The sequence below is a fragment of the Pontibacter deserti genome, from assembly GCF_023630255.1.
Lineage (GTDB): Bacteria > Bacteroidota > Bacteroidia > Cytophagales > Hymenobacteraceae > Pontibacter > Pontibacter deserti.
This window is the reverse complement of record NZ_JALPRS010000001.1, coordinates 328393-354472: the sequence shown is the minus strand read 5'-3', so window position 1 is coordinate 354472 and position 26080 is coordinate 328393. Positions and strand designations below refer to the sequence as shown.

The following is a 26080-nucleotide window of genomic DNA, read 5'->3' as shown; positions in this document are numbered from 1 at the left end:
CGGATCTTCACCCGGGTTGCTTACTGGTCAGTTAGTCTTTTTCTTTCAGAGATTCCATCGCCATGCCATGGATCTTGAGTGAAATGTATTTATCGATGCTGTTCAGGTCGTACCCGTTCTTTTTGGCTTTTTTGATGAAGTCGCTGTTAATGCCGTGGATCTTTGCTGAAACGGCTTCTTCCAGGCTAAAGTCTTTTAAGCCAGCCTTCTTCAGGTCATCTATGTATGCCTTATCTACGCCATGTATTTGTGCTGATAACAGGTCTCTGAAGTCGGCATCTTTATAACCCAATGCTTTGATATCTTTTACCGAAGCAGCATCCAGACCATGAATCTTTGCCTGCATATATTGATCCAGGCTCAGGTCTTTAAAGCCTGCTGTCCGGAGCTCTTTTACATAGGCAGCATCAACTCCATGTATTTTTACTTCTATGATCTTATCCAACGATAATTCTCCGAAACCAAGTGCCTGCACTTCTTTGATCGAAGCCGGATTTATACCATGAATTTTGGCCGAAATGATTTTATCCATAGTTAAATTTTTAAATCCGGCTTTTTTGAGGCTCTCCACAAAAGCTGCATCTACGCCATGTATCTTAGCCTCCATTATTTTATTCATGCTTAGGTCTTTAAAACCCGCAGCTTTTATTTCTTTTATATATTCCTGATCTATGCCATGAATGCGTGCGGCAATTATATCCTGTGTTGTGGGCTTGCTGTTGTTATACTGCTGATACAGGGCCAGGTACTGCTGAAAATCCTGCTGTGAAATACCATGAATGGCTAACTCTATCAGGCGGTTACCACTTATATCGCTATAGTTTTTCTTCAGGTAATCAACATACTTTTTATCTACATCGCCAAAGAACAGATGAAACATCAGGTTCTTGTTATTGCTGGTGATGTTCTTACTGGCAAGGTAGCTTTTAAAAGACGCATCTTCTGTGAATTTATACTTACCCTGCCCTACTTCCGCATCCAGGTTACCAGTTAACTGCAACGTGCCGGTTTCTTTTGTAACTACAAACACATCGTTGCCCTGCTTTTTAAAGAGCTTGCTGTCATAGCAATCCGACATGTTCCAGCTAGAGTTGCTTTTGCTGCCTTTAAAACTGATACAATACTTATCTCCTTCTCTGTTGCTGTACCAGTACCCCTCCGACATGTCTACATCTTTGCCGTTTATACTAAGCAATGAGCCTTGCTTTACCTTGTTTTTGACCTTATTTTTTATACTTCTCTTAAGGTCCTCTTTCCCGGCTATTACCTCCTGTTTGGCTGGTTCTTGTTTTGGATCTACAGTTTTAGCTACTGCTTCAGGTTTTGCTTCTTTTACAGAAGGCGCTCCTAGATTTTTTATTATCTGTTCCTCTAAGGTCTGCATTTGCTCGCCACCATTCAAGGCGCTTATTGGTGCAGTATAGCTGTTAGCAGGCTCATTCATAAATAGGATAGCTCCAAAGAAAAGCGGAACCATAAAGGCGTATTTCCAATAGGCATGTGCGGTAGATTTCTTTGCATTCATCATCATAATTCTCTGTTTTAATAATGATTGATTATAGTTAGTAGTTATGCTTAACGGCTTGTTCGGAACGGCAATCTGCAGGAGATTTAACTGGTACTGATCTTTCTTTACCTGCTCTTTCTCTAAAAGTAAAGCATCTGTCTGGTACTCATTATTCTTCTCAATCTCGCGTTTAAATAGCCACACAAGCGGGTTAAACCAAAGTATAACTACTGCTATTTCAGCAACTAAAAGATCGAAGCTGTGTCCCAGCCGGGCGTGTACTTTTTCATGAGCAATGATCTGCTCGTAAGTTTCATAGTCATAGTCGTCGGGGTAAATAAAGATATACTTAAAGAAAGAGCATGGAGCCTGATGCCTGGTTGTATTAACTATCACACAATCGCCATCCTCGATTTTATCTGTGGCAGTAAAGATTTTATAAAAGATGGAGCCAACCTGGAAGAGCAGACTAAGCGCAAATACAGCTACACCAAACAGGTAGAGTATCAATACCCAGAATCCCCAGCTAATTTCACTGGTAGCAGTCTGTGTTGCTTCTGCTACTTGAGTTGCAGCACTAGCTGGTGCAGTCTGCGGTGGTTTTACTTCGCTTCTCTGCGAAGCTCTTTCTGGTACTGAAATGCTTTGCTGTGAGTAAGTGCCGGTTGGGGCTATACTTTCCTCAGCTATACTTTCATCTACTGATTCTGCTTGTTGAAAAACTGTAGCTAAATACCCCTGATGGCTGATGAGTTTAGGTAAGGAGACAAAGGGTAGCGCAAAAGCAAGCGCCAGACAGCCGATCAGGTAAAACCTATTTGTTGCGAAAAAGCTTTCCTGCTGCAGCAATAGCTTGTAGAACAGAAATGCAATGCCAATGGCAAAAGATGATTTTAACAGTAACTCGAACATAGCTTTGTCAGTTAGGTAGTTTTCTGTGATTTTATAATGCGTACCAGCTCATCTAATTCTTCATCCGACAGTTTTTCTTCCTTTGCGAAATGAGCGATCATTTTTGTAAAAGAATTACCAAAGTATTTTCGCTTTATAGTTGCTACATCCTGCTGCCGGTATTCTGCCAGGGTTACTAAAGGGGTATACATATAAGTATTTCCAATCTTCTCTGCATTCAGAAAACCTTTCTCTGTTAAGATCTTCACCATAGTAGCAATTGTGTTGTAATGCGGTTTAGGCTCAGGTAATTCATCTATAATATCTTTTATAAATGCTTTCTCCAGCTGCCATACTACCTGCATTATCTGTTCTTCTCTTTTCCCTAATTTCTGCATAACCAATTTTGTTTATTCAATACTACTAATAAATTAGGACAACTCCTAATCCATTAGTACGAAAACTAATGGATTAGGATTAAAAACTTTAATTTAATTATAAATTTTAGCACTTGATATAGGGATAACTAAACAAAAAAGCCCCTGTTAACTAAAACAGGGGCTTTTTTAATCTGAGGATTTTGCTTAGGGCTTCACTCGTTATATTTACAAGTATAGCTTTAGCTACAATTATTTCTTTTTTGCGTTCTGGATTATACCATAAAATACCGGGCTAAAGAAACTTATATTTTCTAAAACGCAGGCTAAACTGTAAAACTGCTTAACATCTACTTCCGAGTTTTCGGCCATTGCTTCTAAAACGCTATCCAGTGCTGCTTTATACCTTGTATCAAACTCTTCTTCTGTCATCTCCATCCTAATATTCATTCTCCTTTAGTTTGTAAACAGTCGGCACCTTACTATAATTTCAATTGCTGCTTATACGTCAGCTCCCCCGGCTTCCGGAACCGATGAGTTTTTCTCAAAATACTTTTCGATCAAGTTCTCAAGGCTTTGTTTAGTGAGCGGTTTGTTAACAAACTCCTTTACACCCGCCTCTCTTACTCTCTCAATATCCTGTGGGTTAAGCGAGGTAGTAAGTACCGCCACCACCATAGACGGGTCTTTAAAACATACTTCTGATTTAATAGTATCCAAAAATCCAAAGCCATCCATAATAGGCATATTAATGTCCAGCAAAATCAGTTTCGGCACGCCTGCATAATCCTTCCCTCCCGTAGAATTGAAACGCTCCCGAACAAGCTCTATGGCATCCTTACCATTAGTAGCAATAAGCAAATCATCGGTAATAGCCGCTCTGTTTATGATCAGCTTATTGATGTAGTTGGTAGTTTCATCGTCGTCAACAAGTAATATGGAAGGGATTTTCTTCATCTAAGTTTCTTTGATTTTAATTGCTTCTGTAGTATAAACCTGCCGGCAGCCCTATAGCATGCTGCTTAACGGGTGCTATACTTTAAAATACAGTTCAAAAGTCGTGCCTTTGCCTACTTCACTTTTTACTTCTATAAATCCGTTGGCATTATCAATTAATCGTTTTACAATGTATAAGCCCATGCCTGTACCATCTACATGCGTATGGAAACGCTTAAATAATGTAAACAGCTTAGAGATGTTATCAGCGCTGATACCAAGTCCGTTGTCTTTTACAGTGAGCAGCACATAACCATCTATGCGTTTGGTCTTTATCTCAATTTCAGGGGCTCTGTCTTTTGATTTATACTTAACGGCATTGCTTATCAGGTTATAAAGCACACTGTGCAGGTTCTTTTTAGAAAAAGTTATTTGCGGTGCCTCCTTAAAATCAACTTTAAATTTAGCCTTTTCGCTGGCAAGCAGCTCCTGCATGTTATCTTTTACAATTTTAAACACTTCCTGCACATCTACCTGCTCTACTTCTCCGTCTATATCGCGCTGTACTTTGGCAATATCAGTAAGATCTTTTATCACGTTCTTAAACCTTCTGATCGCGCCTTTAATCATTCCAAAAACAGGCGCCGTTGGTTCACCTGGTATCGGCCCTGCTGATTCGATCTGTTCTTCGAGCAGCAACATCAGGCCTTCTATGTTCCCAATCGGTGATTTCAGGTCATGAGATGCAGTATAAACAAACGTATCGAGGTCTTCTATAACGCGCAGCAGGTGTTCGTTTGTCTGCTGTAGTTTCTCCTGCGTTTGCTTCAGGTCGGTCAGGTCTATAAACGAGCCCAGCACGCGGTAAGGCATCTGGTATTCGTTGTGCATAATATAAGCCCTGTTAGATACATAGGCATAAGTGCCATCGCCTTTTTTAATCCTATACTCTCCTGCCCACTGGTCTTTACCATGGTTTATAGCTTTGTTAATGCCTTTCTCCACTTCATTCTTGTCATCGGGGTGTATCATCCCGAACCAGGCATTTACACCTTTGCCCATCTGCTCCGCACTGTAGTGCAGCATGGAAGTTAAGCTGTCGCTCCACCATACCTCATTCGTAACCAGGTTCCAGTCCCAGATCACATCGTTGGTAGCCATCGAAACCAGCCTGAAACGTTCTTCGCTGGCAGCAAGTGCCTGCGTACGTTCCATCACTCTTTTCTCCAGCTCATTATTCAATTTTATAAGGTTCTCTTCGGCGGCTTTCAGCTCTTCATAAGCCATCAGCACCTTATCGTCGCTGCTCTTTTTCTCGGTGATGTCACCCATAGTGACGGTTACGCCATCTCCCATTTTAACAGCTGCAATCTCATACCATGCTTTCTGGTCGTTTACTTCCAGTTGCTGCTCTATGTGGAAAGGCTGCCCCTTCTCTACTACGTTTGCCAGCTTCCGGAACAGTCCGCTCTTCTTCAAAAACGGCATAACTTGCTGCACGCTGGTGTGCAGCAGATCTGTTTGCGATACCCCTAACAGATCTTCCGTTTTTTTATTTAGCAGTGTCCAGGAGAAATCAGAAATTTCATTCTTCTCATTCCGCACTGCCTGAAAGGCCATAATACTGTTCAGGGAACTGTTCAGTACACCCTGCACCACATTGGTAAGCGTTTTAAGCGTCGTAACTTCTACAAAACTGATCACTACACCATCTTTGTTGCCATCGTGCTTCAGGTAAGGTATAATGCGCATCAGGTAGTATTTGCCATCCTGTGTCTCTACTTCCTGCTCTACTTCTGCTGAAGTGTTGTTTACATGTTTAATGTCTTCCAGCCAGTGGGTATACTTCAGGTTATGCGACAAGTGGTGGATCGGCCTGCCTAAATCACTTTCAATAATATTGATAAGCCCATTGATGGAAGGTGTGAACTTACGGATCGTCAGATCATGATCTACAAACAGCTGCCCGATGTTTGAGCTTCTGATGTAGTTATCCAGGTCTTCGTTAAGTTCCTGTAGTTCTTTTATCTTTAACTGGTGTTCTGAATTAACTGTATGCAATTCTTCGTTCAGGGACTGCATCTCTTCGTTAGAGCTTTGCAGCTCTTCGTTAGATGACATCAGTTCCTCGTTGCTCGACTGCAGTTCCTCGTTTGATGTACTTAGATCCTGTACTGTTAAATTCAAACTTTCACGCGCTTCCTTCAGCTCCATTTCCAGGGCAGAAAGCTGCTGGTAATAGTCAGAATCAGAAACAAACGATAGATCAGAAATTTTAGGCAATGGCGTTACTTCGCCCATTTCCTGCAGCAGTATAAGTATGATTTTAGCCTGCCCCTTCTCCAGTGTTAACGGACGGATAGAAACATGCACCATTTGCTCTTTCTTCTCTATCTTAACCTTTACCTGCCGGGCAACTACTTTACGGTCCTGTTTCAGTGCCTTCCGGATACCTACGCTCAGCGTTACAGCCAGCTCCTCAGGCACCATCTTGATCAGGTTAAAGTGCAGGCGCTTATCCGGGAACTTCAGGAAACGGTTAATATCCCCTATACCATGCAGCAGCTGGTACTGCTCATCTACGTATAAGGCTGTTACTTTAAAATCTTCGGCCACGGCATCCATAAAGGAGTCGTTATACTTAGCCAAAGACAAATTCTTGTATTGTGTTGACTGACTCAGTGGTGTTGCATTATAGTTGTAATCTGTAATGCCGTACGTTTTGTGCCTGCCTACTCCTTCCTTTATTTTGCGGTATAGCTTCCACTTTCGGTTCTCTTCCGAAAAATAACTACCCATATCCCCGATGTGCTCACTTGGGCCCAACAGCAGGTAGCCGTCGAGGTTCAATGCATATGGGAATAGCGCAATCACTTTATTCTGCTGATCCGGGTTCAGGTAGATAAGCATGTTGCGGCAAGTGATCAGGTCAATGCGGCTGTATGGAGGATCTTTCTGCAAGTCGTGTTGTGCAAACACAACCAGCTTCCTGATCTCGTCTTTTACCTGGTACCGGTTGTTTTTAAACGTGAAGAAACGCTCCAGCCTTTCCGGTGTAAGGTCTTTGGCAATGGATATCGGATAGCTGCCTTTTGATGCCTGTGTAATAGCCTGCTGATCAATATCAGTAGCAAATAACTTAATGTTAGGTTCGCGGTTCAGCTTTTTATAAGCTTCACAGAAAAGCATTGCCAGCGAGTATACTTCTTCGCCGGTGCTGCAGGCAGCTACCCATACTTTTACTGACTCATTTTCACGCTTATCTTCCAGTATTTGCGGTATTACCTGCTGTTCCAGCAGTTCAAAGGCTTCCGGATCACGGAAAAAACGGGTAACATTTATGAAAAACTCTTGGCAGAGTTTCCTGATCTCCGCAGGGTTTTCGTGCAGGTAAGTAAGATATTCCGTCAGGCTATTTAACTTCAGGTGGTTTATCCTTTTATGTACTCTGCGGTTTATGGTTGCCTGCTTATAGTTTGTAAAATCGGTTTGGGTGTGGGTGCAAACAAGGTCCAGAATCTCTTTCAGAACCAAGTCATCCTTTTCCTGCTCCGTATTGGCAATAATTGTTTTTACCAGCGGGAATTTGCGGGTGTAATCTATAATTTCTTCCGGCATCTGCTCAGGCGGAAGCACATAATCTACATAACCTGAATTAATGGCACTGCGTGGCATGCCATCAAACTTAGCTGTTTCGGGCTCCTGCACCACTACCATACCACCGGCTTTTTTAATGGCTTTAGAGCCTTTTGTGCCGTCTGTTCCGGTACCTGAAAGCACTATACCTATCGCATACTTTCCCCTGCTTTTAGCCATAGACTCAAAGAAGATATCTATGGCAAAATTAGGCTCACGACCACGTTCTTTGTCTGCCAGGCGCAACCGCCCGTGTTCCATGGTAAGTTGTTTGCCACTCGGAAGCACATAAACACAGTTTGGCTTCGTAAACATATTGTCCTCCGCTTCCAGCACCTGCATACTGGTGTGCTTCGAGAGCAACTCCGTCATCAGGCTTTTATGGTCTGGAGAGAGGTGTTGTATAATTACAAAAGAAAAGCTGGAGTTATTCGGGAAATGATCGAACAGCTGATGAATAGCTTCAAGCCCACCCGCAGATGCCCCTATACCTACCAGGTAGTGATCGGCAGGTTTGGTGGTCTCGGTCATAAATGGAGCTTTTGCTGTAATCTGTATCTGCTCTTGTCCTGAACTCATGTTTTGGATGTAGGGTGATCTTCTAATATCGGTCTCTGCTAATTTTTTCCAGCACTGCATTGCGCAGCGCTTCTGCGGCTTCCTGCTCTTCCTGCAGCCATGGCAACGAAGTATACTTCACCGTCTCTTTATAGATTGCAAAAGAGTTGCGCGGGTGATAGTTCTTCCCATCCGGCTCCATCTGGATGGCATTATTCGGGTCGCCGCCCCAATGCACTGTCTGCTCCACTTCCTGCCTGAAACCAAGTATAAACTCGCTTTGCTCAGCATTTATCGGCATCGATATTAAACCGCTGGCTTTGGCATTATAATTTTTACTGTGCGGGTATAGCACCGGCAGCGTATCTGTTGCAAATAGTCCGTTTGGTTTTGTGCGGCGCAGCCATGATACCAGTTCTTTTATTTCCTGTAAGCTGGGTGTATTACCTCCTGTAGATATGTTGCCTTCAAATACAACAGCCGCTCCTGAAAGCCCCAGCAGATCCATGATTGTAGTTGACCCTTCCAGTATACCATCTGCAAAACTTGCATTACTAAACAATTGTTCTACCAGCAGTACATGCTTATTGCGCAGTTGCACCCGCAGGGCTAGGTTTTCTTCTATGTGCTTTGCCTCTATCTGTGCCGAAAGTATACCGGCCAGCAGTTCCATAGCAGAGCGTATTTCATAAGACGGATATTTCGGTGTTTTATGATGGCATGAGATAAGTCCCCACAGCTTATTATCGATGATTAGTGGCAGCGACATAGAGGCATCGATCTTCATATTGGTAAGATACTCTAAATGCACTTTTGCCACACTTCTTAGGCTGCACTCGGCCAGATCGGTAAAACGCTGTGTAATGGGGTTTATAATAGGGATCAAACGCACTGCTTCGTAACTGCGGGTAGGAATCAGGCGGTATGGATTTTTAAAGTATAGTTCACGCGCCTGTTTCGGTACGTCAGAGGCCGGAAAGCGAAGATCCATGTAATCATCCATATCATCTTCCTTTGCCTGCGCTATCACGATACCGTTCCAGTTCGGATCGAACTGATATATCATTACCTTATCGAAACCGGTAAACTTCTTTAGTTCTTCGGTGGCAATCTGGGCAGTTTCATGAATGGTAGCCGCCTGCTTTAGCAAAGAGGTACTATACTTTATCTGCTGGTAAAGACTTATAAACTGTAACTGCAGAGCAGGTTCAGATGCTTCCAGTTCTAACAAAATAAACTCATCCTGCGGAAGTAAACTCGCAGTAAAAGCTACCTCATTGCCAGCCACTGTAAATGTTAAAGTAAGGGGTATTTTATTATGGTTGGCCTGTCCTTTAATCTTATCCTTTATTTCCTGCATTTGTACTGCAGGCAGGTAGTTGGACAGGTCCTGGTCGAGCAGTTCTTCAGCAGTTACATTTAAAAAGCTGCTTACATTTTCGCTGGCCTGCACAATACGATAATTGTCTTTTTCTAGTACCAGCAATACGCCGTGTGGTTGTATGAGATTAACTAAATGTAACGGTATACTTCCACAAACTTCAGAATCATAGTTCTTTTCTATGGTTACATTTACTGGTGCTACTCTTTGATTCATTCTGTAAGCTAATAGGTGAATAGCCTGCTGAGGCTTCATAAATAGTTGAACGTTCGTGCTAGTACATGTAAAAACAGTTTGTTGCTTAAATGTTACAGGATCTTAAAACAGATCTCTCAAACGCGAAGGCAAACAGGCAGTAGCTACGATTTAAAGATAATTAATTATTTAAAGATGTTTTACTGCTTTCAACAAAATACATGGCATCAGCCCTGTTTTTGTAACTATAAAATTGCATTTGTTCTTTCAGTATCTGGTAGAGCTGTTCTCCGATCTGCTCCCCAAAACTGCCTGATTTTGCGATATGTATAAATTTCTTCAGTCCTCTCCCTTTCATTCGTTGCACCCATATACGAGAGAACCACTCAATTGAATCTTCCCAGACAGAAATAATATTTGTGCAATCATTAACAAATACAGTAAATGTATGCCCTTTACCCCACTCCTGAATAAAGTTACCAACCAGCTCTACCTGTGCTCTGGTGGTATAGCCATACCATTCTACCACCACTGCATAATGCTTCGGGAGGTAAATTACTTTGCTATAGATTTTGCCAAATTCGTTGATGAATTCCTTTTCCATAGTAGTGGCTTGATTGGCAGGTACCAGCAGGTTATTTTCTATGAGTTGAGTATTAAGAGTTTTAAACTGAATTACCAGCAGGTGCTTTGCACTTCACAACTGGTGAACTACAGCTAAATACTGAATGCTTGAACTATCGCGTACTAGTTACTGAGCACGATTTACAAAGTTACTCTTTACAGGGCCCGCAAAACAGAAGGGGAAACACTAAAGGTTTGTCACTAAAAAATTAAGTTCATGTCGCAAAAAATACGACATGAACTTAATTTAATGTGTGATTCAAGATTAGAAAATCTACCTTATTCAGGTATAGAAGAGCATTTTACGCCAGTTCGTTGGCAAGGCAATAACGAATAAGATCTGTATTGGAGGTAAACCTCATCTTCATAAAAATGCGGTTACGGTAGGTGTTAACCGTACTTAAAGTAAGGCTTAAATTATCTGCTATACTTTTAAGCGACTCACCTTCGCCAATCTTGCACAGTATCTGGAACTCCCTGTCAGAGAGTATTTCGTGAGCCACTTCAGGCGTGTTTTTGTTCACTACAGTTTCGGCAAGCAGCTCTGCCAGCGAACCCGAAATATACTTCCCTCCATTCCATATCTTTTGTATGGCAGTTACCAATTCGTCGGCGGCACTTTCTTTTGAAAGATAACCGGCTGCACCAGCTTTCAGAGAACGTAGCGCATACGTCTTTTCAGGGTACATGCTTAAGATCAGAACCGGTACCTGCGGGTGCAGGCGCTTCAGATCCAGCAGTACATCAAGCCCGCTTTTAACCGGCATGTTTATATCAAGCACCACAAAGTTGGCCTCGCTTTTTTTCACCTTGTTCAGCACTTCAGCACCGCTTTCTGCTTCTGCCACCACGGTAATGCCCTGCTCATTTTTAAGCACTTTTTTAAGTCCTTCCCTGATCAGCACAAAGTCGTCTGCAATCAATAATTTTATCATCTCTCTCAGGTAATAATTTCTAATTTGTTTTACTGTGGTGTTACTGTAGATGGTACCTCTAAAGTAATCCGGGTGCCAGAGTAAGGCTTAGTATCAATTGCCAGTGTAGCACCGATACGTTCTGCTCTTTCCTGCATACCGAGTAGCCCAAACGTTCTTATTTCTGATAGGTTCTCAGCTTTTATACCTTTTCCGTTATCTGCTACCGTAAAATTAAATCCTTCAGCTGTTTCATCTATTGTTATAGTTGCAAAAGTAGCCGCTGCATGACGTGCAATGTTTGTCATTGATTCCTGTATGATCCGGAATACTTCGATAGATGTTTCCTGCTCTAATGGGATATATTCCAGGTCAGTAATAACATCTACAGCAACAGAAGTGCGCTTCTGAAAATCCTGTGCCTGCGACTCTATCTCCGATAATAATCCGAAGTTATCCAACACGGCAGGCCGAAGAGTTGCTACTATCTCCCGCACCGAAGTAATCGCACCGTTAATCGTTTTCATCATAGATTGCAGCTCTTTAGACAGGAATGCCTGATCTATTTTACCACCTTTTAGTTTTTTCAAAAGCAGTGCTACATCTATTTTAAGTGCAGTAAAAGATTGTCCCAGTTCATCGTGCAGTTCGCGGGCAATATACTTACGCTCTTCTTCGCGCATCTCCTGCAGGTGTTTGGTAAGAGCCTGCAACTGCCTGTGCGATTTCGACAGCGAATCTTCAGCACGCTTGTTCTCTTCTATCTGATCTTTCAGCAACCTGTTAGTTTCCAGAAGTGCAGCAGTACGTTCTGCTACCCGCTGTTCCAGTTCAGTGTTATAGTTGCCTAACTCTTTGTTTGCTATTTTAAGACTCTGGTTTGCAATAGCTAGTTTCTCAGCTATTATGTTAGCTTTTTGCTCGCTTTCTTCCAGTGCTTCCCTGATAAGTACCTGATCTGTAACATCAGTTACCAATGTATAAAACCCCTGCACCACTCCATCTTTCAGATCAGGAACGTAATTGGTTTGAATATGCTTTACAAAATCTGCCCGGTAAGGCATTCGGGCCTCAAAACTAACGGCTTGGCCAGCAAATCCCTGTTCAATATATTCTTTTACATTTCTATAAGCCTCTTCTCCAATTATATCACGAAGGTACCTGCCTATCAGGTCTTCAGATTTCAGCGGGAACCAGTGTTCATAAGCTTTGTTGGCAAACCTGTATTTCTCTTCCTTATCCAGGTAGCCTATAAGTACAGGTAGCGCATTTGTAACCAGCCTTAATTGCTGCTCACTTGTTTCTACAGCTTTGCGTGCTGCTACCTGTTCTGTTACCTCCAGTGCAAAAACAATAATCCCGTCTATCTGCTCCTGCTCATTACAGCGTGCCTGCTGTATAAACCTGAAATACCTGTTCTCGAGTGCACCATCTTCCGGGCGGATGAACGGAATCAGAAGCTCTGACTCTTCATGTGTTTTTCCTGTTTCGTATACTTCCCTGAAATGTTTATAAACGGGGTTGTCTTTTATTTCCGGCAATACTTCCAGAATCGGTTTTCCTAAAAGAGTACGCCCGGGAAATAGCTGCTCATAAACCGGATTTACCAGTTCGTAAACCAGTTCAGGTCCGTCTAAAATACAAATGGCAGCAGGCGCATGCATAAACAAATCTTTCAGGCGTTTACTTTGCCTGTCGGCTTCGGCTTCAGCATGTTGCAATTCTTTTGTACGCTGTTTTACCCGTTCTTCCAACTCTTGGTTCAGAGCCTGTACCGCCTCTGAGCCTTTCTCTACCTGCCGGCGCGCCTCTACAAATTCTGTTACATCCAGTGCAAAAAGTAAAATACCACTAATGTTACCCTGTGGGTCGTAAATGGCCTGGTTTATGAAGTTCCAGTATAAGTCCTCCGGTTGGTCCTTGTATCGGACCATTGGGATAAGCACTTCTTTCCCTTCATATGTTTCACCTGTTTCGTATACTTTCCTGACAGCATCGCCTGCAGGATGGTGAAGTAATTCCGGAAGCGCTTCGGTTAACGGGAGCCCCAGAAACTCCCGCCCCGGAAACAGCTGCTGATATGTGTCATTGACTTCTTTGAAGACAAGGTCGGGCCCCTCAACTATAGCGAGCCCAGCCGGTGCATGGTCGAACAGGCGTTTCAGGCGTAACCGTTGCTGTTCTGCATGGGCAACTGCAGTCTGTTCTCTTTCCTTACTCTCTTGTAGCTGTTGCTTAGCCTTTACTTCTTCTGTGATATTAACCGTTTCGTGCAGAATATAGGCTGTACTTCCATCATCATTTAGAATAGGAATAGTAATTGTACTCCAGTAACGCTCTATAAACGAAGCCGGGTTTTCAGGATCACGAATGTCGTATTGCTGAAAATCTATTTTATGTGGTAAACCCGTTGCCAGCACCTTTTCCATAGAAGCTTTCATGTTGCTTGTAGCAGAAGCTTGCGGTGCATCAGGGTTATCGGGGAAAACATCGAACAAATAGCCACCTACTATTTCCCTGCGCGATCTGTAAATTTCTTTGAGTAAAGAATCTGTAATAGCCAGTATGGTCAGGTCCGGGGAAAGTAAAAGGCTCAGACCTGATTGTGCTTCGAAGGTCTTCTTAAAGGGGAGCAATACTCCAATCATTTCTTGTAGTTCAACAGAAGGTATATTGTTCCTTTTGCTGACATCACCTGTTGTAGAGAGAGATTTTTGAAGATCCTTCATAGGCGGGTGGCTTTAGAGTTAGTTTAGGCATTCCTGTTTAAAGGAATTACAGTTCAAAAAAACTGGTATAAAATAGAAGCATAGAAGCCTCTTAACATGCTATTGCTAAAAATAGTGCCAGCCTATATCGTTTTAGAAATTATTTTAGCCCCGCGTTGAACCATTTTACAAAAATAATAGACAACTTTTCTTCTCTCCAAGAACAGTTTTAAGAAACAGTTGATCATTCTAAAACCAGGCTTCCAATTGACTGACTTTTTGCTTTTTAACAATTCATAGAATTTCAGATTTTGCTTCTCCGAATTTCAGGAGTTTGATGAGAAACATAATGGCTTTATGAAGTATAATGTATGGTTTCTGCATGCACTTACTGTTAATTTATAGTTTTCAGAACTTACCACCTATATAACTATTGCAAGAACAAATAAAACAATTGAACCTGTAGCGTTTATAGTTAGTTAATAAGACCGTATCCGGTTAATTAATTGATTTATAGATAGTAAAACCATTTAATTTTAGCTTTCGGAATGTCTGGAAGCAGGAGTATTTTGTAATGCAGTATCCAACATCTTATTCAGGAAAAGTAACCAGAAATGAAACCCCGGTAAATCAATCAATGGGCAAATTGTGCTATGTAAAAGAAAACAACAAAACAGCATGCGGCACAGATGCAGATGCTCTTAAAATAAGCTATTGCCCTTCTCTTAAATACCTTGAGGCGGCATGGCAACAACCAGTAAGCAGTCTGGAATACCGACATCATATTCGGTTTGTAGGTATTTGTATTGCACTACTAAAAATAAAGTACATTCTGATCGATTTTACTAAGTTTGGTAACCCGACTCTAGTTGATCAGAAAAGCACATCTGACTTTTTACAGAAAGCACTTTTGAATACTACCTTAGTACGAAGTGCCAGAGTACTTTCAGGAGATGAACAACAGTTCCGGGTACATAAATCTATTGAAGAGGAAGGTATAAAATTGCCTTACCAAGTGAAGGTTTTTTATAGTACCGAAGAAGGGAAGAAATGGCTCCTTCCTCAACAGTCAGAAAACATCTGCTCCAGAGACAGCATCTGGATTCCTGTGGATTGCAACCATAAAATACTACGTAGTTTAGCGGCATCTGAAGTAACTGCTACTGCGGAGGTGCAGGATGAGGCCAAAGAAGAAGCTACAAACACAACCGTTTGCCGCACAGACTTTATGGAGATTGTAATTGATCTGAATAAAAAGTTGTTAGTGCTCAGGTGGCTGAGAATTGCGTCGAGCAGAGAATACAGGTATGGAATTTTAAAAGCAGTTCGTGCCCTGCTGGAAAACAAGATAGAGTTGTTGCTGATAAACAACCATCGCAGAGGAATATTAACTTTGGCAGACCAAACGTGGTTTGTTTCAAACTCGGTGGCTGTATTATCCAAAAGTAACCTTCAGAAACTGGCTATCATAAACTCGGCAGATGCCATACAACAAATGACCAGCGAGGCGATAGATGCCCGGATGAAGAAAGCAAACCTGGCTTTTTCGTCTCAGCTTTTTTTATCGGAGGCAGAAGCAACAGGCTGGCTACTTACAACAGATAATGAGTAATAAAAAATAATATGCAAGAAGGAGAAACCTATAATGCTGTTGCCTTGCAACTATGCACTATATACCAGGACGAATATGTAAAGATTGAAGCTGATGATCGTGCAAAGTATATTTTTGTAAAATGGACACAGCACCCTAAGAGCGAAGAGTTTCGAAAAAGCTTTTTGAAGGCAGCAGAGCTTACCGTTGAAAACAAATATGAGTACTGGTTAAGTGATTCACGGGCTATACATTACATTGAGTTCGCGGACCAGAACTGGATATTGGAGCATGTAGCACCACTACTGCCTAAGGTTGCGCTTAAAAAGTTTGCACGCCTGAGTACCCTGGAAAGTCTTTCATTGATGGATTCGACACGAATTTATGCGATGCTGGAGCAATTGCCATTTGAAAGAAACACACAGCTGGAAGTTTTCACAACTACAGAAGAAGCCTTGGAGTGGTTGTTTCAGGTACGTTAATCAGCTGATAGCTACAGACTAAAAAGAGCCGCTTAACACGTAGTTAAGCGGCTCTTTTTTATTAACAAGGTTGTTCTCGACTCACGTCTAATTAGCAACAGTTTCCCTTGCCTGTAATTTATTAACCTCTTTTTTAAGTAAGAACCTGTCTACAAAAGGGGTATAAATGGCCAGCAAAGTAAATAAAAGCAACAGGTACAGATACCACGCATAAGGCAGCACATCCAGAAATTGAACCTTACCACCAGTAAAATTAAGCATGATCAGTATTTGTGCGCCGTAAGGAAGCAATCCCTGCACAATGCAGGCAAAGATATCAATGATAGCAGCTGTTTTCAGTCTTTTGATAGCATACCGCTGGCTGATCTCTTTTGCAACCGGCCCGGTTACAACTATGGATACTGTGTTGTTAGCAATAGCACTGTTCACGCCGCTCACTAACAGACCTATTCCCAGTTGTGCAGAGCGATAGCCATTAATCATCTTGTTGGCGTTGTTCAATAGAAACTGAATACCCCCAGCCTGTCTTACCATTTCTGCCAGTCCACCTGTAAGCATCGAAAGCAGAAATATTTCGGTCATGCTGGTAAAGCCTTCATAAACTTTCTTACTGAACAGCAACACATCCAGATCACCGCCGGCTATACCTACTACACCTGAAGCAAGTATACCTAACACCAATACCACAAATACATTTATGCCATATACTGCCAGGAACAGCACAAGTAAATAAGGTGCTATTTTCAGAAAATCAATTTCCTTTGCTACAGGCAATACCTCCTGCGCAGCAGTAGTCTGTAATCCTGCAAAAAGTAAAAGACCAATTGTTACAAAAGCGGCAGGCCCGGCAATCAGCAGGTTCACCCTGAATTTATCTTTCATGTCGCAATCCTGGGTCTGGGTAGCAGCAATGGTGGTATCTGAGATAAAAGAAAGGTTATCACCAAACATGGCTCCGCCCAGCAAAGCACCTAACATAATTGGTAGCGGAGAGCCACTTTGTTCGGCCAGCCCCACAACTATAGGCCCTAAGGCCACTATAGCCCCAACCGACGTACCGGTAGCAGTAGATAAAAAAGAAGCCAGTAAAAACACACCTAAGGCAAGGTACTGCACCGGAATGTAAGTTAACCCGAGATTTACTGTGGCATCTACGCCACCTATTGCTTCAGAAACAGCTGCAAATGCACCGGCTAACAAATAAATTACACACATTGTGATGATCTGTGAATCGCCGCATCCTTTTATAAAGGCATCAACTTTAGCATTTATACTTCCTTTTAAAAGTATAAATGCAGCGATAATACCGCACACTACCGCCACCGGCGAAGGCAAAGCATAAAAGTCGTCTAACGCTAAACCGGCGCCAAGAAATAATACAACAAACACCAAAAATGGAACGAGAGCTGTTCCACCTGTCTTTTTGATCTGATCCATAAAAACTGAAGAAATAATACCTTTAGCTGCCCAGAGTAACTCCGGTAACAACAGGCCTGGAAATAAAAATTAAAATGAATTGAAAGTATAAAGTGCAGCTGCTACCGGTTTGGTATGTGCAGCTTAAGCAAGAAAAAGATATGGATTAACAGCAACAGCAACAGCAGCAACATGAAGTGGCAGGTGCTACTTTAAAGAATGATGCTGGTAAATAAAAGGCTGTTTTTGTTGATTTTGCTAACATGCTACTAATTTATATATCCCAAAACTGGGCAGGAGTTAGCACCATTTCAATTTGTTTTGCTGGTTGCTAGAGGTTCGCGGAGCCTGCTCTCTCCCCTCTTCTTTATAAATCTTGATAAAGATGCTGCAAAGGTAAGGCCCAAGCTTTTAATAATGCAAACCCAGATAGTAAAAACATCTCAACAGCAAGCCTAAACAACTGAATTAAAATCACATACATATTCTAACGTTTGCTTCTCATTAAATTAAGTAAGCTATACTTTTAACTGCCCGGTTTTCCAAACGTAGGTAGCTGCAACACCTTGCGCTATACTATGGAACATATACCAAACTTATACATGGGCACATCGGGATGGAGCTATCGCTGGCTGGAAGTACTATACCCTCCAGAGCTGAAATCCGCGGAACGGCTATCCTACTATGCTACCCATTTCAATTCAACCGAGATAAACAGCAGCTTTTATCATTTCACGATGGCTAAAACTGTGGAGAAATGGCTGGCTACTACTCCGTCCTACTTCAAATTTGCACCAAAGTTAAACCAGGAAATAACCCATAAACGCAAGTTTACAGATGCTGAGGCCCCGCTGGACAAATTTATGGCCAGCTATAGTTTAATGGGTGATCGCCTTGGCCCGGTACTGGTGCAGATCGCGGGCAGCTTCCGTTTCCATAGGCCAACAGCAGAATCGTTTTACAGGTTGCTCCGCGATAAATACCCGGATCAGGCTTTTGCTTTGGAAGCCCGCCATGTATCGTGGTTTACTGATGAGTCGCTGGACCTGCTGCGAGACTATGACATTACCACTGTAATTGCCAGCGCAGGCAAACGCTTTCCGGGTACTGAGGTAACAACTACCAACATTGCCTACCTACGCCTGCACGGCGACGAGAAAATGTACTCCTCTGCTTATTCCGATGATAAACTGGAACGTTATGCCTATATGGTGAAAGAGTGGCTGGAGGATGAAAAGCAGGTATGGGTTTTCTTTAACAACACCATTTTAGGTAATGCTGTACTCGATGCCCGCAAACTAAACGACATGATCCTGAACCTGTAATGGCTGGGTATTCCAAACATCGTAACCTTTGGGTAAAAGCTTCATCTAACGTATAAAGTATAACGCGTTAGTCATGCTGCTTCTGATAGATTTATACTTAAACAACTGCAGGTTATGGAGGTACCCAAAGGAAAAATAGTAGCCATAGGTGGCAACGAAAAGAAAGGCAATGAATCGGTATCAGAAGGTATAGTTCACCATCAAAATGCTGTAGATGAAGGGATTCTAAAACGCATACACGATGAACTGCATGGCTTGGGCACCCGCATCGAAGTAGTGACTTCAGCAACCATAACCCCGGAAGCGGCAGGCCAGATCTATACAGATGCTTTCTTACTACTTGGGTGCGACAACGTAGGTGTTTTGCCCATTCAGCAACCTGAAGATACTAAGCGACCAGACTTTTTGGAACGGCTACGGAAAGCAGATGCGGTTATGTTTACCGGAGGTGATCAGTGTCGGATCATCCCGATTTTTGAGAACTCAGAAGCACTCCATATCCTGAAAACACGCTACCAGCAGGAAGATAAATTTCTTATCTCAGGAACCAGTGCCGGTGCCATGGCTTTATCCCGGATCATGATAAGTGGTTCTCTGCAGACTGACCCGCTCATTAAAGGTACCGTGGAATTAGCTCCAGGCTTGGGTATACTGGACCATGTTATCATTGATACACATTTTGTAAACCGCCGTCGCATACCTCGCCTTATCGAAGCTATTGCCGGCCACCCTACCCACATTGGTATTGGGCTTGGCGAAGACACAGGTATTATGATAACTGAAAACAACTGCATCGAAACTATAGGCTCAGGGTTGGTAGTTGTAATTGATGGGCGGAAACTGGAGGAGAACAACTATAACAGTATAGAAAAAGGACAAGCCCTTTGTGTTGAGAACCTGATCATGCACGTGTTGCCTAAAGGCCGCTCCTATCATATCCCATCTGGTGAATTCATGTAAATCACTAACTATAACACCTGCTACACAACCTGCCGCAAAGTATAGGCCTTCTACCTGCGGCACAAACAAATTATAGCTAGGCTGCTATCGCACATATTTTTTATAGTTCAGGTACTGCAAACAAAGGAGTTATTAAAAAATTAGATTATCTTGAACAGATTTATCTACACTTTTTATGTCTGTTAAAACTGAACCTATGATGTCTCAGGCAACGCGTAACGATTCCCGTGCTATCCTGATAATCGGCGCCCTGTTCTTTATTTTTGGCTCTGTTACCTGGCTAAACTCGGTACTGATCCCTTACCTGCGTCTGGCTTGTGAGCTTACCAACTTCGAGGCCTACTTCGTTACCTTCGCGTTTTTTATTTCTTACTTCGTGATGGCTATTCCGTCAGCGTGGGTGCTAAAGGCGACCGGCTTCAAAAAAGGTATGGCTACCGGATTGGCCGTTATGGCTGTGGGTGCCCTGATTTTTATACCTGCCGCACTTAACCGAACTTATGAAATATTCCTGCTGGGGTTGTTTGTGCAGGGAACCGGACTTGCTTTACTACAGACCGCTTCTAACCCTTACATAACTATACTTGGCCCGGCTGATAGTGCTGCAAAGCGCATCAGTGTGATGGGTATATGTAATAAAATAGGTGGTATACTGGCACCCCTGGCGCTTGGTGCCATACTTTTTCTGGATGCTGATGCCCTTGTAAAACAGCTCGATACTATGAGCCTGCAGCAGAAAGCACAGGAGCTGGATGCACTGGCTCATCGTGTAATTACGCCTTATATTTTTGTGGCGGTATCGCTGGTAATACTGGCTATACTTGTACTGATTTCATCTTTACCTGAGATCGATACTGACGCGGAAGACGAGACCGTAGCTACTGCCAATACCGGTAAAACAAGTGTGCTACAGTTCCCGAACCTGGTGCTGGGTGTACTGGCTATTTTCCTGTATGTGGGTGTAGAAGTTATGGCCGGCGACACGATCATCAACTATGGCACTGAGCAGGGTATTGAGTTATCTACTGCTAAATTCTTTTCTTCCTTTACCTTAGGCGCTATGCTGGTGGGTTACTTTATCGGCATTATAACCATACCTAAATACCTGAAGCAGGATGTGGCCTTAAAGATCTCAGCGGTGCTGGGCGTGCTATTTTCTATTGCTGCCATACTTACTGATGGTTACATTTCGGTGCTGTTTATAGCTTTGCTGGGCCTGGCTAACTCGCTGATGTGGCCTGCTATCTGGCCGCTGGCTATTGCTGGCTTGGGTCGCTTTACCAAAATTGGTTCGTCGTTGCTTATTATGGGTATTGCCGGCGGTGCTATACTTCCGCTTATCTATGGCAAACTTACCGACCTTACCAATGCACAGCAGGCTTACTGGATAATGGTGCCAGCTTACCTGTTCATCTGGTTTTATGCTACTAAAGGCCACAAATTGAGGTAACACACACATAATAAGTAAAAGCCCCGCCTGAAGTATAGCTCAGGCGGGGCTTTTTTTATTTTGTTAACTATCAGCAAACTATAAAAGCTGCAGTTGCTCCCCTTTATAATGCTTTACAGGTATAACTGAGTTAGTTATAGTATAAACAGGCGTTTCCTGGAAACGTGAAGCAATAACAACTTCAGTGTTGCCTGCATTCAGGTCGAAAAGCTGCTTCAGTAATTTAGGGCAATTGTTATCTTTCGATAAATGAGATAACAGGATATGGCTCATAAACGGTGGTTTATGCTCCGTAAAGAGTGTAAGCGCCTGCTCGTTTGATAGGTGCCCATAGTTACCCCGAATGCGTTGTTTCAGGTAATATGGGTATCGTCCGCTGTCCAGCAAGCCATCATCATAGTTCGCTTCCAGGAAAGCAGCATGGCATTGGCTGAAGTGCCTGATCACATGTTCGCAGGGAGAGCCAATATCTGTAAACACACCAATATTTATGTCCTGATAGCTTACGATAAAACTATGCGGATCGGCAGCATCGTGAAACTTTGGAAAGGCAGTTATAGTTAGCTCGCCTACCTGCACCGGCTCAAAGGCCTGAAAAGGTATAGCTACAAACTTCTCGTTGGTTAAGCGGCCATGGTACAGCGTATCTGGTGTTATGTAAACCGGGATTTCATATTTTCGGGCAATAACGGATACCCCCCTGATGTGATCGGAGTGCTCATGGGAAATAAAGATGGCCTTAACCTTACGCATCGAAAGGCCCAGCCGCTTCATACGCTTTTCGGTTTCCAGACAGGAAATACCGGCATCCACCAGCACCGCTTCGCGCTCGTTACCTATGTAATAACAGTTACCGTTACTTCCCGAATTTAATGATGTGATCTGCAGTTGCATGTAGCTGCAAAGAAACGTTTAATTATATTTTTTACCAACCAGGCGTAAGTTGAAAACCTAAATACTGCGGTCTTAATTCCATGCCCAACTATAATAGCATAAAAAACTATACTTCCTCCTGATAATCAGAATACAAAGTTAGAGGTCTTGTTACACAGCCTTGCGTAATTTCTTTAAAAGTATAGCTCTTAGCGTTTGAAGTAAACTCTGAATGTAGAGCCTTTACCTGGTTCGCTGTCAAGTTCTATGTGCCCGCCTGCATTTTCCACTATTCGTTTTACTATGTACAACCCAATGCCAGAACCTTCCACATGGTCGTGCAGGCGCTTGAACATCGAGAATATTTTAATCTCATCGGCAGGATTAAATCCTAGGCCATTATCGGCTACTGTAAGAATAGTATAGTCAGGTGTGGTTTCGGTAGATATTATGATGTGGGGATTTCGGGCAGGGGAACTATACTTAAGAGCATTGCTTACCAGGTTATAAACTATACTTCTAATATTTTTAGCCGAAAATTCCAGTTCAGAATCAGGAGCAAGGCTTACGTCGATATGTGCTCCTTTTTCCCTTATCAGATTTTCAAAATCGAGCTTCACATCTTCCACAACCTCTGACAAGTTAACCCTAACTATATCTTCATCGCCTTCCCGCTGAATTTTTGCAACCTCCGTAAGGTCAGCTATCGCACGCTTAAACCGGTTTATAGAATTTTCGATTAGCCTTAATACATGCTGTACCCCTTCGGAGTGCAGCGTTTCATGAGGCAGGAATTCTACTAATGCATGCATTAATCCTTCAATATTCGAAATTGGTGCTTTCAGGTCATGAGAAGCAGAGTACACGAAGTTATCCAGGTCGGCATTAATAGCCAGCAGTTGCTTATTCATGCCTTCAATTTTCTTGCGAGCCTCCACCTGTTCGGTAATATCTATAGCTACTGCTATAATACCGGTTATTACCCCATGTGAGTCCTTCTTCGGATGGTACACAAAGTTCAGGTATACTGTTTCCAGGGAGCCATTGCGCATTAAATTTACCGGCAACTCATCTGCTACAAATGGCTTACCAGTATAAAACACACCATCCAGTAACTCTTTAATAGATTGCTCGCTTACTTCAGGTAGTGCTTCTAAAACCGGGAGACCCAATACATCTTCCTGTTTTCGGCCCCATATTTCGCATATATTCGGGTTGGCAAGGTCAATAACATAATCCTGGCCCCGAAGTATAGTTATACCTACGGGAGCTTGCTGAAAGATCTCTTTCAGGTATGCCTGCTGTTTAACTGCTTCCTCGCGTACATGCACACTTGTAATGGATGTAGCGATCTGCATGATCATTAAATGGTGGAAGCCACTATAATCACAATCATACTCAAGTGCACTATTTATACCTGTTATACAGAACCCGATCAGGTAGTCTTGCCCAGGTCTGATGATCGGAAGTATGATAACTTTTTCGGGAAAATCGAAACCAAGTATAGATTTTATACTTACCTGTTCATTTGCCGCGTGATCAATTATAATTGGTTGCTTAGCCAGTTTTATAACCGATAGCGGGTGGTTTGCATCAAGATTGTTTAAGTTTAAAGATGCAGGAGCGTGATCTACTTTTCCATCACCTGCTTTGCCGAATAACCTGGCCTCGATTCCCTGGTTCTCCAACAGGTAGATCAGGTTAAATGGTATATCCTGAGAGTTATGGTTAAGTATATCACTTGCTGTCTGGCAAGCCTGCTCCAGCGTTTGAACCAGTGCAGTTGCCTCTGAAATATCCTTCAGGGTGCGCATACGCCGCTGCCCCAGCACGGTGCTGGTTACTTCTGTGCAGGCGCAGAAAACCCCGTTTACTTTACCAGCATCATCAAAAACCGGGCTGTATGAAAATGTCCAGTAGGTTTCTTCCGAAAAACCTTTTCGCTCAAGTGCCAGGTATAGATCCTTAGCATAGAACTGGCTTCCATTTTTAAGGATATCTTCTACTACATTTCCGATATCTCCCCATATCTCTGACCACATTTTACGGGCACTTGCTCCCAATGCCTGGGGGTGTTTGTTACCAAGAGCGGGCAGATATGCATCGTTATGGAACATGTATAGTTTATCCGTCCACCACACAAACATCGGGAAGGCAGAGTTCAGTAAAGTTCTGATCTGGATCTTCAGGCTTTGTGGCCAGTTTTCAGGGTTGCCCAGAGGGTGACTATCCCAGTCATAAGCTCGCATCAAAGCTCCCATCTCACCACCATCCTGTAAAAAAGCAGGGCTATTACTAACTTTGTTTTCTGTACCTGATAAAGCCATTGAATAAAAACTGATTAACCTTTTGTTAGTAATAAGATAGAAAGATAATGCAATTGCACGAGTAATTTCACTTCCTGCTGTTATTTTTTAAACATATATAAAAGAATCTCTTTTACAGCATATTTAAATAGCATTATACTTATTGTTTTTTATTATTAACATATGCCTTCCTTTATAATTTACAATTAGATGGCAGATGCCACAGTATCAGTGGCCCGGCAACTGGCAATTTCCGGTAACTATAATCTATTATAGTTTACCGGCTTCCTGTTTATAGTTTGCTCCTATTCGAGGCAACCCCAGGGTATCGCTGGTCCACGAACGTACCTGCTGTAAAAGTTCTGCATCTTCAGCTAACGATTGCCCATACGATGGAATCATTTCTTTTAACTTGGCCTGCCATTCAGGCGATTTAACTTTTTCAGGGAAGCAGCGCTCCAGGAGTTCCACCATAACCGACACAGCCGTAGAAGCTCCAGGAGAAGCACCTAACAAAGCGGCCAGCGAACCGTCAGCTGCAGTAATCATTTCAGTACCAAATTCCAGCACACCGCCGCCTTTTGGCCCTTTTTTAATTACCTGTACCCGCTGGCCCGCTATTTCAAGCTCCCAGTCTTCGTTTCTGGCATTCGGGAAATATTCGCGCAGCGCCTGGAGCCTGTCTTCGGGCTCCTGCCGCACCTGGTTTATAAGGTATTGCGTGAGTGGTATGTTCTTTATCCCTGCAGATATCATGGGGCGCAGGTTATCCGGTCTAACAGAAAGTGCTAAGTCGAGTAATGACCCGTTTTTAAGAAACCTGGTAGAAAAACCGGCATAGGGCCCGAAGAGTAGCTCCTGCTTTCCGTTTATAAACCGGGTGTCCAGATGGGGAACAGACATGGGCGGCGACCCTACCGATGCTTTGCCGTATACTTTCGCTTTATGTTTTTCTATTACTTCAGGATTGGTACATCGCAGCCACTGCCCGCTCACCGGGAAACCGCCGTACCCGTTCCCCTCCGGAATATCGGACTTTAACAGCAAAGGCAGCGACCCACCGCCAGCACCTATGAAAACGAACTTGGAAAAGATCTTCCTTTTATTCCCGGTTTTCAGGTCTTTTACCTTTAACCGCCAGTATCCTGTGCTGGTTTTACGAAGTTTGCGCACTTCATGCCCGAAATGGAGGTTTACATTTCCTCTTTCCTGTAGCTCATCCAGCATGCAGCGGGTTAATGCCCCGAAGTTCACATCTGTACCGATCTCCATACGGGTAGCTGCCACTTTCTCATTCGGGTTACGGCCTTCCATTACCAGAGGCATCCATTCTTTTAGCTGCATCGGACTTTCAGAGTATTGCATGCCCTTAAACAGGTGGCACCTGGTTAACGCTTCGTAGCGTTTTCTCAGGAACTCCACATTATTGTCTCCCCACACAAAGCTGATATGCGGTATACTTTTAATAAAATACTCCGGCAATTTAATGTGCTCCTGCTGAATCAGGTATGCCCACAGTTGTTTCGAAACTTCAAAAGACTCCGCAATTTTTACAGCTTTGGATGTGTCAACTGAGCCATCCGGACGTTCGGGGGTATAGTTAAGTTCGCAAAAGGCTGAATGCCCGGTTCCGGCATTATTCCAGGCATCGGAGCTCTCAGCAGCGGCTACATTCAGTCTTTCAAAAATTTCGATCTTTATATCAGGCTGTAGTTCTTTTAGCATCATGCCCAGGGTGGCACTCATTATACCTGCACCTATCAGAATCACATCAGGGTTTTCGTCGAAGGTATTGTTATCTTTTATCATGGCTTTAGATATCTGATTAAAGTTCTCTGTTCACAGAGCACATTTATCAGAATACGATAAACACTCTTTTTAATCTGTATTTATAGTCCTGCTTCTGCCAATATGTTGTCCCTCACCATCAATTATGGTCTTCTTACCTGT

The 26080-nt window shown here is 42.9% G+C and carries 18 protein-coding genes and 1 riboswitch; of the genes, 5 read left to right on the top strand and 13 right to left on the bottom strand.

The annotated features are described in order from the left end of the window. Positions 1 to 31: 31 nt before the first annotated feature. The 9 genes from MJ612_RS01475 to MJ612_RS01435 form a co-directional block, all read right to left on the bottom strand. Positions 32 to 2419, bottom strand: coding sequence for a M56 family metallopeptidase (locus MJ612_RS01475; protein WP_187028760.1), 2388 nt, complete (start codon positions 2417 to 2419; stop codon positions 32 to 34). Positions 2420 to 2430: 11 nt separating this feature from the next. Further along, positions 2431 to 2796: a BlaI/MecI/CopY family transcriptional regulator gene (locus MJ612_RS01470; protein ID WP_187028758.1), complete on the bottom strand. Its 366-nt coding sequence runs from the start codon at positions 2794 to 2796 to the stop codon at positions 2431 to 2433. Positions 2797 to 3027: 231 nt separating this feature from the next. Further along, positions 3028 to 3225 (bottom strand): hypothetical protein, encoded by a 198-nt coding sequence (locus MJ612_RS01465; protein ID WP_250419015.1) that lies wholly within the window; start codon positions 3223 to 3225, stop codon positions 3028 to 3030. A gap of 51 nt (positions 3226 to 3276) precedes the next feature. Then, the gene (locus tag MJ612_RS01460) at positions 3277 to 3732 is read right to left on the bottom strand and encodes a response regulator (RefSeq protein ID WP_187028756.1); all 456 of its coding nucleotides are present in this window, start codon (positions 3730 to 3732) and stop codon (positions 3277 to 3279) included. Between the two features lie 75 nt (positions 3733 to 3807). Beyond that, the gene (locus tag MJ612_RS01455) at positions 3808 to 7926 is read right to left on the bottom strand and encodes a chemotaxis protein CheB (RefSeq protein ID WP_187028754.1); all 4119 of its coding nucleotides are present in this window, start codon (positions 7924 to 7926) and stop codon (positions 3808 to 3810) included. A gap of 22 nt (positions 7927 to 7948) precedes the next feature. Beyond that, on the bottom strand, positions 7949 to 9502 hold the full coding sequence (locus MJ612_RS01450; RefSeq protein ID WP_250419014.1) for a GAF domain-containing protein: 1554 nt from the start codon (positions 9500 to 9502) through the stop codon (positions 7949 to 7951). Between the two features lie 160 nt (positions 9503 to 9662). Further along, positions 9663 to 10085: a hypothetical protein gene (locus MJ612_RS01445; protein WP_187028750.1), complete on the bottom strand. Its 423-nt coding sequence runs from the start codon at positions 10083 to 10085 to the stop codon at positions 9663 to 9665. Between the two features lie 322 nt (positions 10086 to 10407). Continuing rightward, the gene (locus tag MJ612_RS01440) at positions 10408 to 11040 is read right to left on the bottom strand and encodes a response regulator (RefSeq protein WP_187028748.1); all 633 of its coding nucleotides are present in this window, start codon (positions 11038 to 11040) and stop codon (positions 10408 to 10410) included. A gap of 29 nt (positions 11041 to 11069) precedes the next feature. Continuing rightward, a complete protein-coding gene (locus tag MJ612_RS01435; protein WP_187028746.1) occupies positions 11070 to 13748 on the bottom strand; it encodes a PAS domain-containing protein in 2679 nt (892 codons plus the stop codon). 553 nt (positions 13749 to 14301) lie between these two features. Between MJ612_RS01435 and MJ612_RS01430 the strand changes: the two genes are divergently transcribed. After that, entirely contained in the window at positions 14302 to 15339 is a 1038-nt protein-coding gene (locus MJ612_RS01430; protein WP_187028744.1) for a hypothetical protein, read from the top strand. An 11-nt stretch (positions 15340 to 15350) separates the two neighbouring features. Further along, positions 15351 to 15800 (top strand): hypothetical protein, encoded by a 450-nt coding sequence (locus tag MJ612_RS01425; RefSeq protein WP_187028742.1) that lies wholly within the window; start codon positions 15351 to 15353, stop codon positions 15798 to 15800. Between the two features lie 87 nt (positions 15801 to 15887). Here MJ612_RS01425 and MJ612_RS01420 read toward each other — a convergent pair whose 3' ends face one another. Beyond that, positions 15888 to 17237 carry a Na+/H+ antiporter NhaC family protein gene (locus tag MJ612_RS01420; RefSeq protein ID WP_187028740.1) on the bottom strand — a complete coding sequence of 450 codons (1350 nt, stop codon included), beginning with the start codon at positions 17235 to 17237 and terminating at the stop codon, positions 15888 to 15890. Between the two features lie 250 nt (positions 17238 to 17487). Further along, a riboswitch (SAM riboswitch) is annotated at positions 17488 to 17592 on the bottom strand. 202 nt (positions 17593 to 17794) lie between these two features. On the opposite strand from MJ612_RS01420, the gene MJ612_RS01415 reads away from it, so the two are divergent. From MJ612_RS01415 to MJ612_RS01405, 3 genes are all read left to right on the top strand, one after another. Beyond that, positions 17795 to 18541: a DUF72 domain-containing protein gene (locus tag MJ612_RS01415; protein ID WP_187028739.1), complete on the top strand. Its 747-nt coding sequence runs from the start codon at positions 17795 to 17797 to the stop codon at positions 18539 to 18541. Between the two features lie 114 nt (positions 18542 to 18655). Then, a complete protein-coding gene (locus MJ612_RS01410) occupies positions 18656 to 19501 on the top strand; it encodes a cyanophycinase (RefSeq protein ID WP_187028737.1) in 846 nt (281 codons plus the stop codon). A gap of 175 nt (positions 19502 to 19676) precedes the next feature. After that, positions 19677 to 20951, top strand: coding sequence for a sugar MFS transporter (locus MJ612_RS01405; protein ID WP_187028735.1), 1275 nt, complete (start codon positions 19677 to 19679; stop codon positions 20949 to 20951). A 78-nt stretch (positions 20952 to 21029) separates the two neighbouring features. On the opposite strand, the gene MJ612_RS01400 is transcribed toward MJ612_RS01405, so the two are convergent. From MJ612_RS01400 to MJ612_RS01390, 3 genes are all read right to left on the bottom strand, one after another. Then, positions 21030 to 21845 (bottom strand): MBL fold metallo-hydrolase, encoded by an 816-nt coding sequence (locus MJ612_RS01400; RefSeq protein ID WP_187028733.1) that lies wholly within the window; start codon positions 21843 to 21845, stop codon positions 21030 to 21032. A 188-nt stretch (positions 21846 to 22033) separates the two neighbouring features. Then, positions 22034 to 24151 carry a PAS domain-containing sensor histidine kinase gene (locus tag MJ612_RS01395; RefSeq protein ID WP_250419013.1) on the bottom strand — a complete coding sequence of 706 codons (2118 nt, stop codon included), beginning with the start codon at positions 24149 to 24151 and terminating at the stop codon, positions 22034 to 22036. A 249-nt stretch (positions 24152 to 24400) separates the two neighbouring features. After that, positions 24401 to 25939 carry a malate:quinone oxidoreductase gene (locus MJ612_RS01390; protein ID WP_187028731.1) on the bottom strand — a complete coding sequence of 513 codons (1539 nt, stop codon included), beginning with the start codon at positions 25937 to 25939 and terminating at the stop codon, positions 24401 to 24403. Between the last annotated feature and the right edge of the window lie 141 nt (positions 25940 to 26080).

Excerpts from the sequence above, each read along its gene's own strand:
- MJ612_RS01475 (WP_187028760.1), bottom strand. The coding sequence starts at position 2,419 with ATGTTCGAGTTACTGTTAAAATCATCTTTTGCCATTGGCATTGCATTT.
- MJ612_RS01470 (WP_187028758.1), bottom strand. The coding sequence starts at position 2,796 with ATGCAGAAATTAGGGAAAAGAGAAGAACAGATAATGCAGGTAGTATGG.
- MJ612_RS01465 (WP_250419015.1), bottom strand. The coding sequence starts at position 3,225 with ATGAATATTAGGATGGAGATGACAGAAGAAGAGTTTGATACAAGGTAT.
- MJ612_RS01460 (WP_187028756.1), bottom strand. The coding sequence starts at position 3,732 with ATGAAGAAAATCCCTTCCATATTACTTGTTGACGACGATGAAACTACC.
- MJ612_RS01455 (WP_187028754.1), bottom strand. The coding sequence starts at position 7,926 with ATGAGTTCAGGACAAGAGCAGATACAGATTACAGCAAAAGCTCCATTT.
- MJ612_RS01450 (WP_250419014.1), bottom strand. The coding sequence starts at position 9,502 with ATGAATCAAAGAGTAGCACCAGTAAATGTAACCATAGAAAAGAACTAT.
- MJ612_RS01445 (WP_187028750.1), bottom strand. The coding sequence starts at position 10,085 with ATGGAAAAGGAATTCATCAACGAATTTGGCAAAATCTATAGCAAAGTA.
- MJ612_RS01440 (WP_187028748.1), bottom strand. The coding sequence starts at position 11,040 with ATGATAAAATTATTGATTGCAGACGACTTTGTGCTGATCAGGGAAGGA.
- MJ612_RS01435 (WP_187028746.1), bottom strand. The coding sequence starts at position 13,748 with ATGAAGGATCTTCAAAAATCTCTCTCTACAACAGGTGATGTCAGCAAA.
- MJ612_RS01430 (WP_187028744.1), top strand. The coding sequence starts at position 14,302 with ATGCAGTATCCAACATCTTATTCAGGAAAAGTAACCAGAAATGAAACC.
- MJ612_RS01425 (WP_187028742.1), top strand. The coding sequence starts at position 15,351 with ATGCAAGAAGGAGAAACCTATAATGCTGTTGCCTTGCAACTATGCACT.
- MJ612_RS01420 (WP_187028740.1), bottom strand. The coding sequence starts at position 17,237 with ATGGATCAGATCAAAAAGACAGGTGGAACAGCTCTCGTTCCATTTTTG.
- MJ612_RS01415 (WP_187028739.1), top strand. The coding sequence starts at position 17,795 with ATGGAACATATACCAAACTTATACATGGGCACATCGGGATGGAGCTAT.
- MJ612_RS01410 (WP_187028737.1), top strand. The coding sequence starts at position 18,656 with ATGGAGGTACCCAAAGGAAAAATAGTAGCCATAGGTGGCAACGAAAAG.
- MJ612_RS01405 (WP_187028735.1), top strand. The coding sequence starts at position 19,677 with ATGTCTGTTAAAACTGAACCTATGATGTCTCAGGCAACGCGTAACGAT.
- MJ612_RS01400 (WP_187028733.1), bottom strand. The coding sequence starts at position 21,845 with ATGCAACTGCAGATCACATCATTAAATTCGGGAAGTAACGGTAACTGT.
- MJ612_RS01395 (WP_250419013.1), bottom strand. The coding sequence starts at position 24,151 with ATGGCTTTATCAGGTACAGAAAACAAAGTTAGTAATAGCCCTGCTTTT.
- MJ612_RS01390 (WP_187028731.1), bottom strand. The coding sequence starts at position 25,939 with ATGATAAAAGATAACAATACCTTCGACGAAAACCCTGATGTGATTCTG.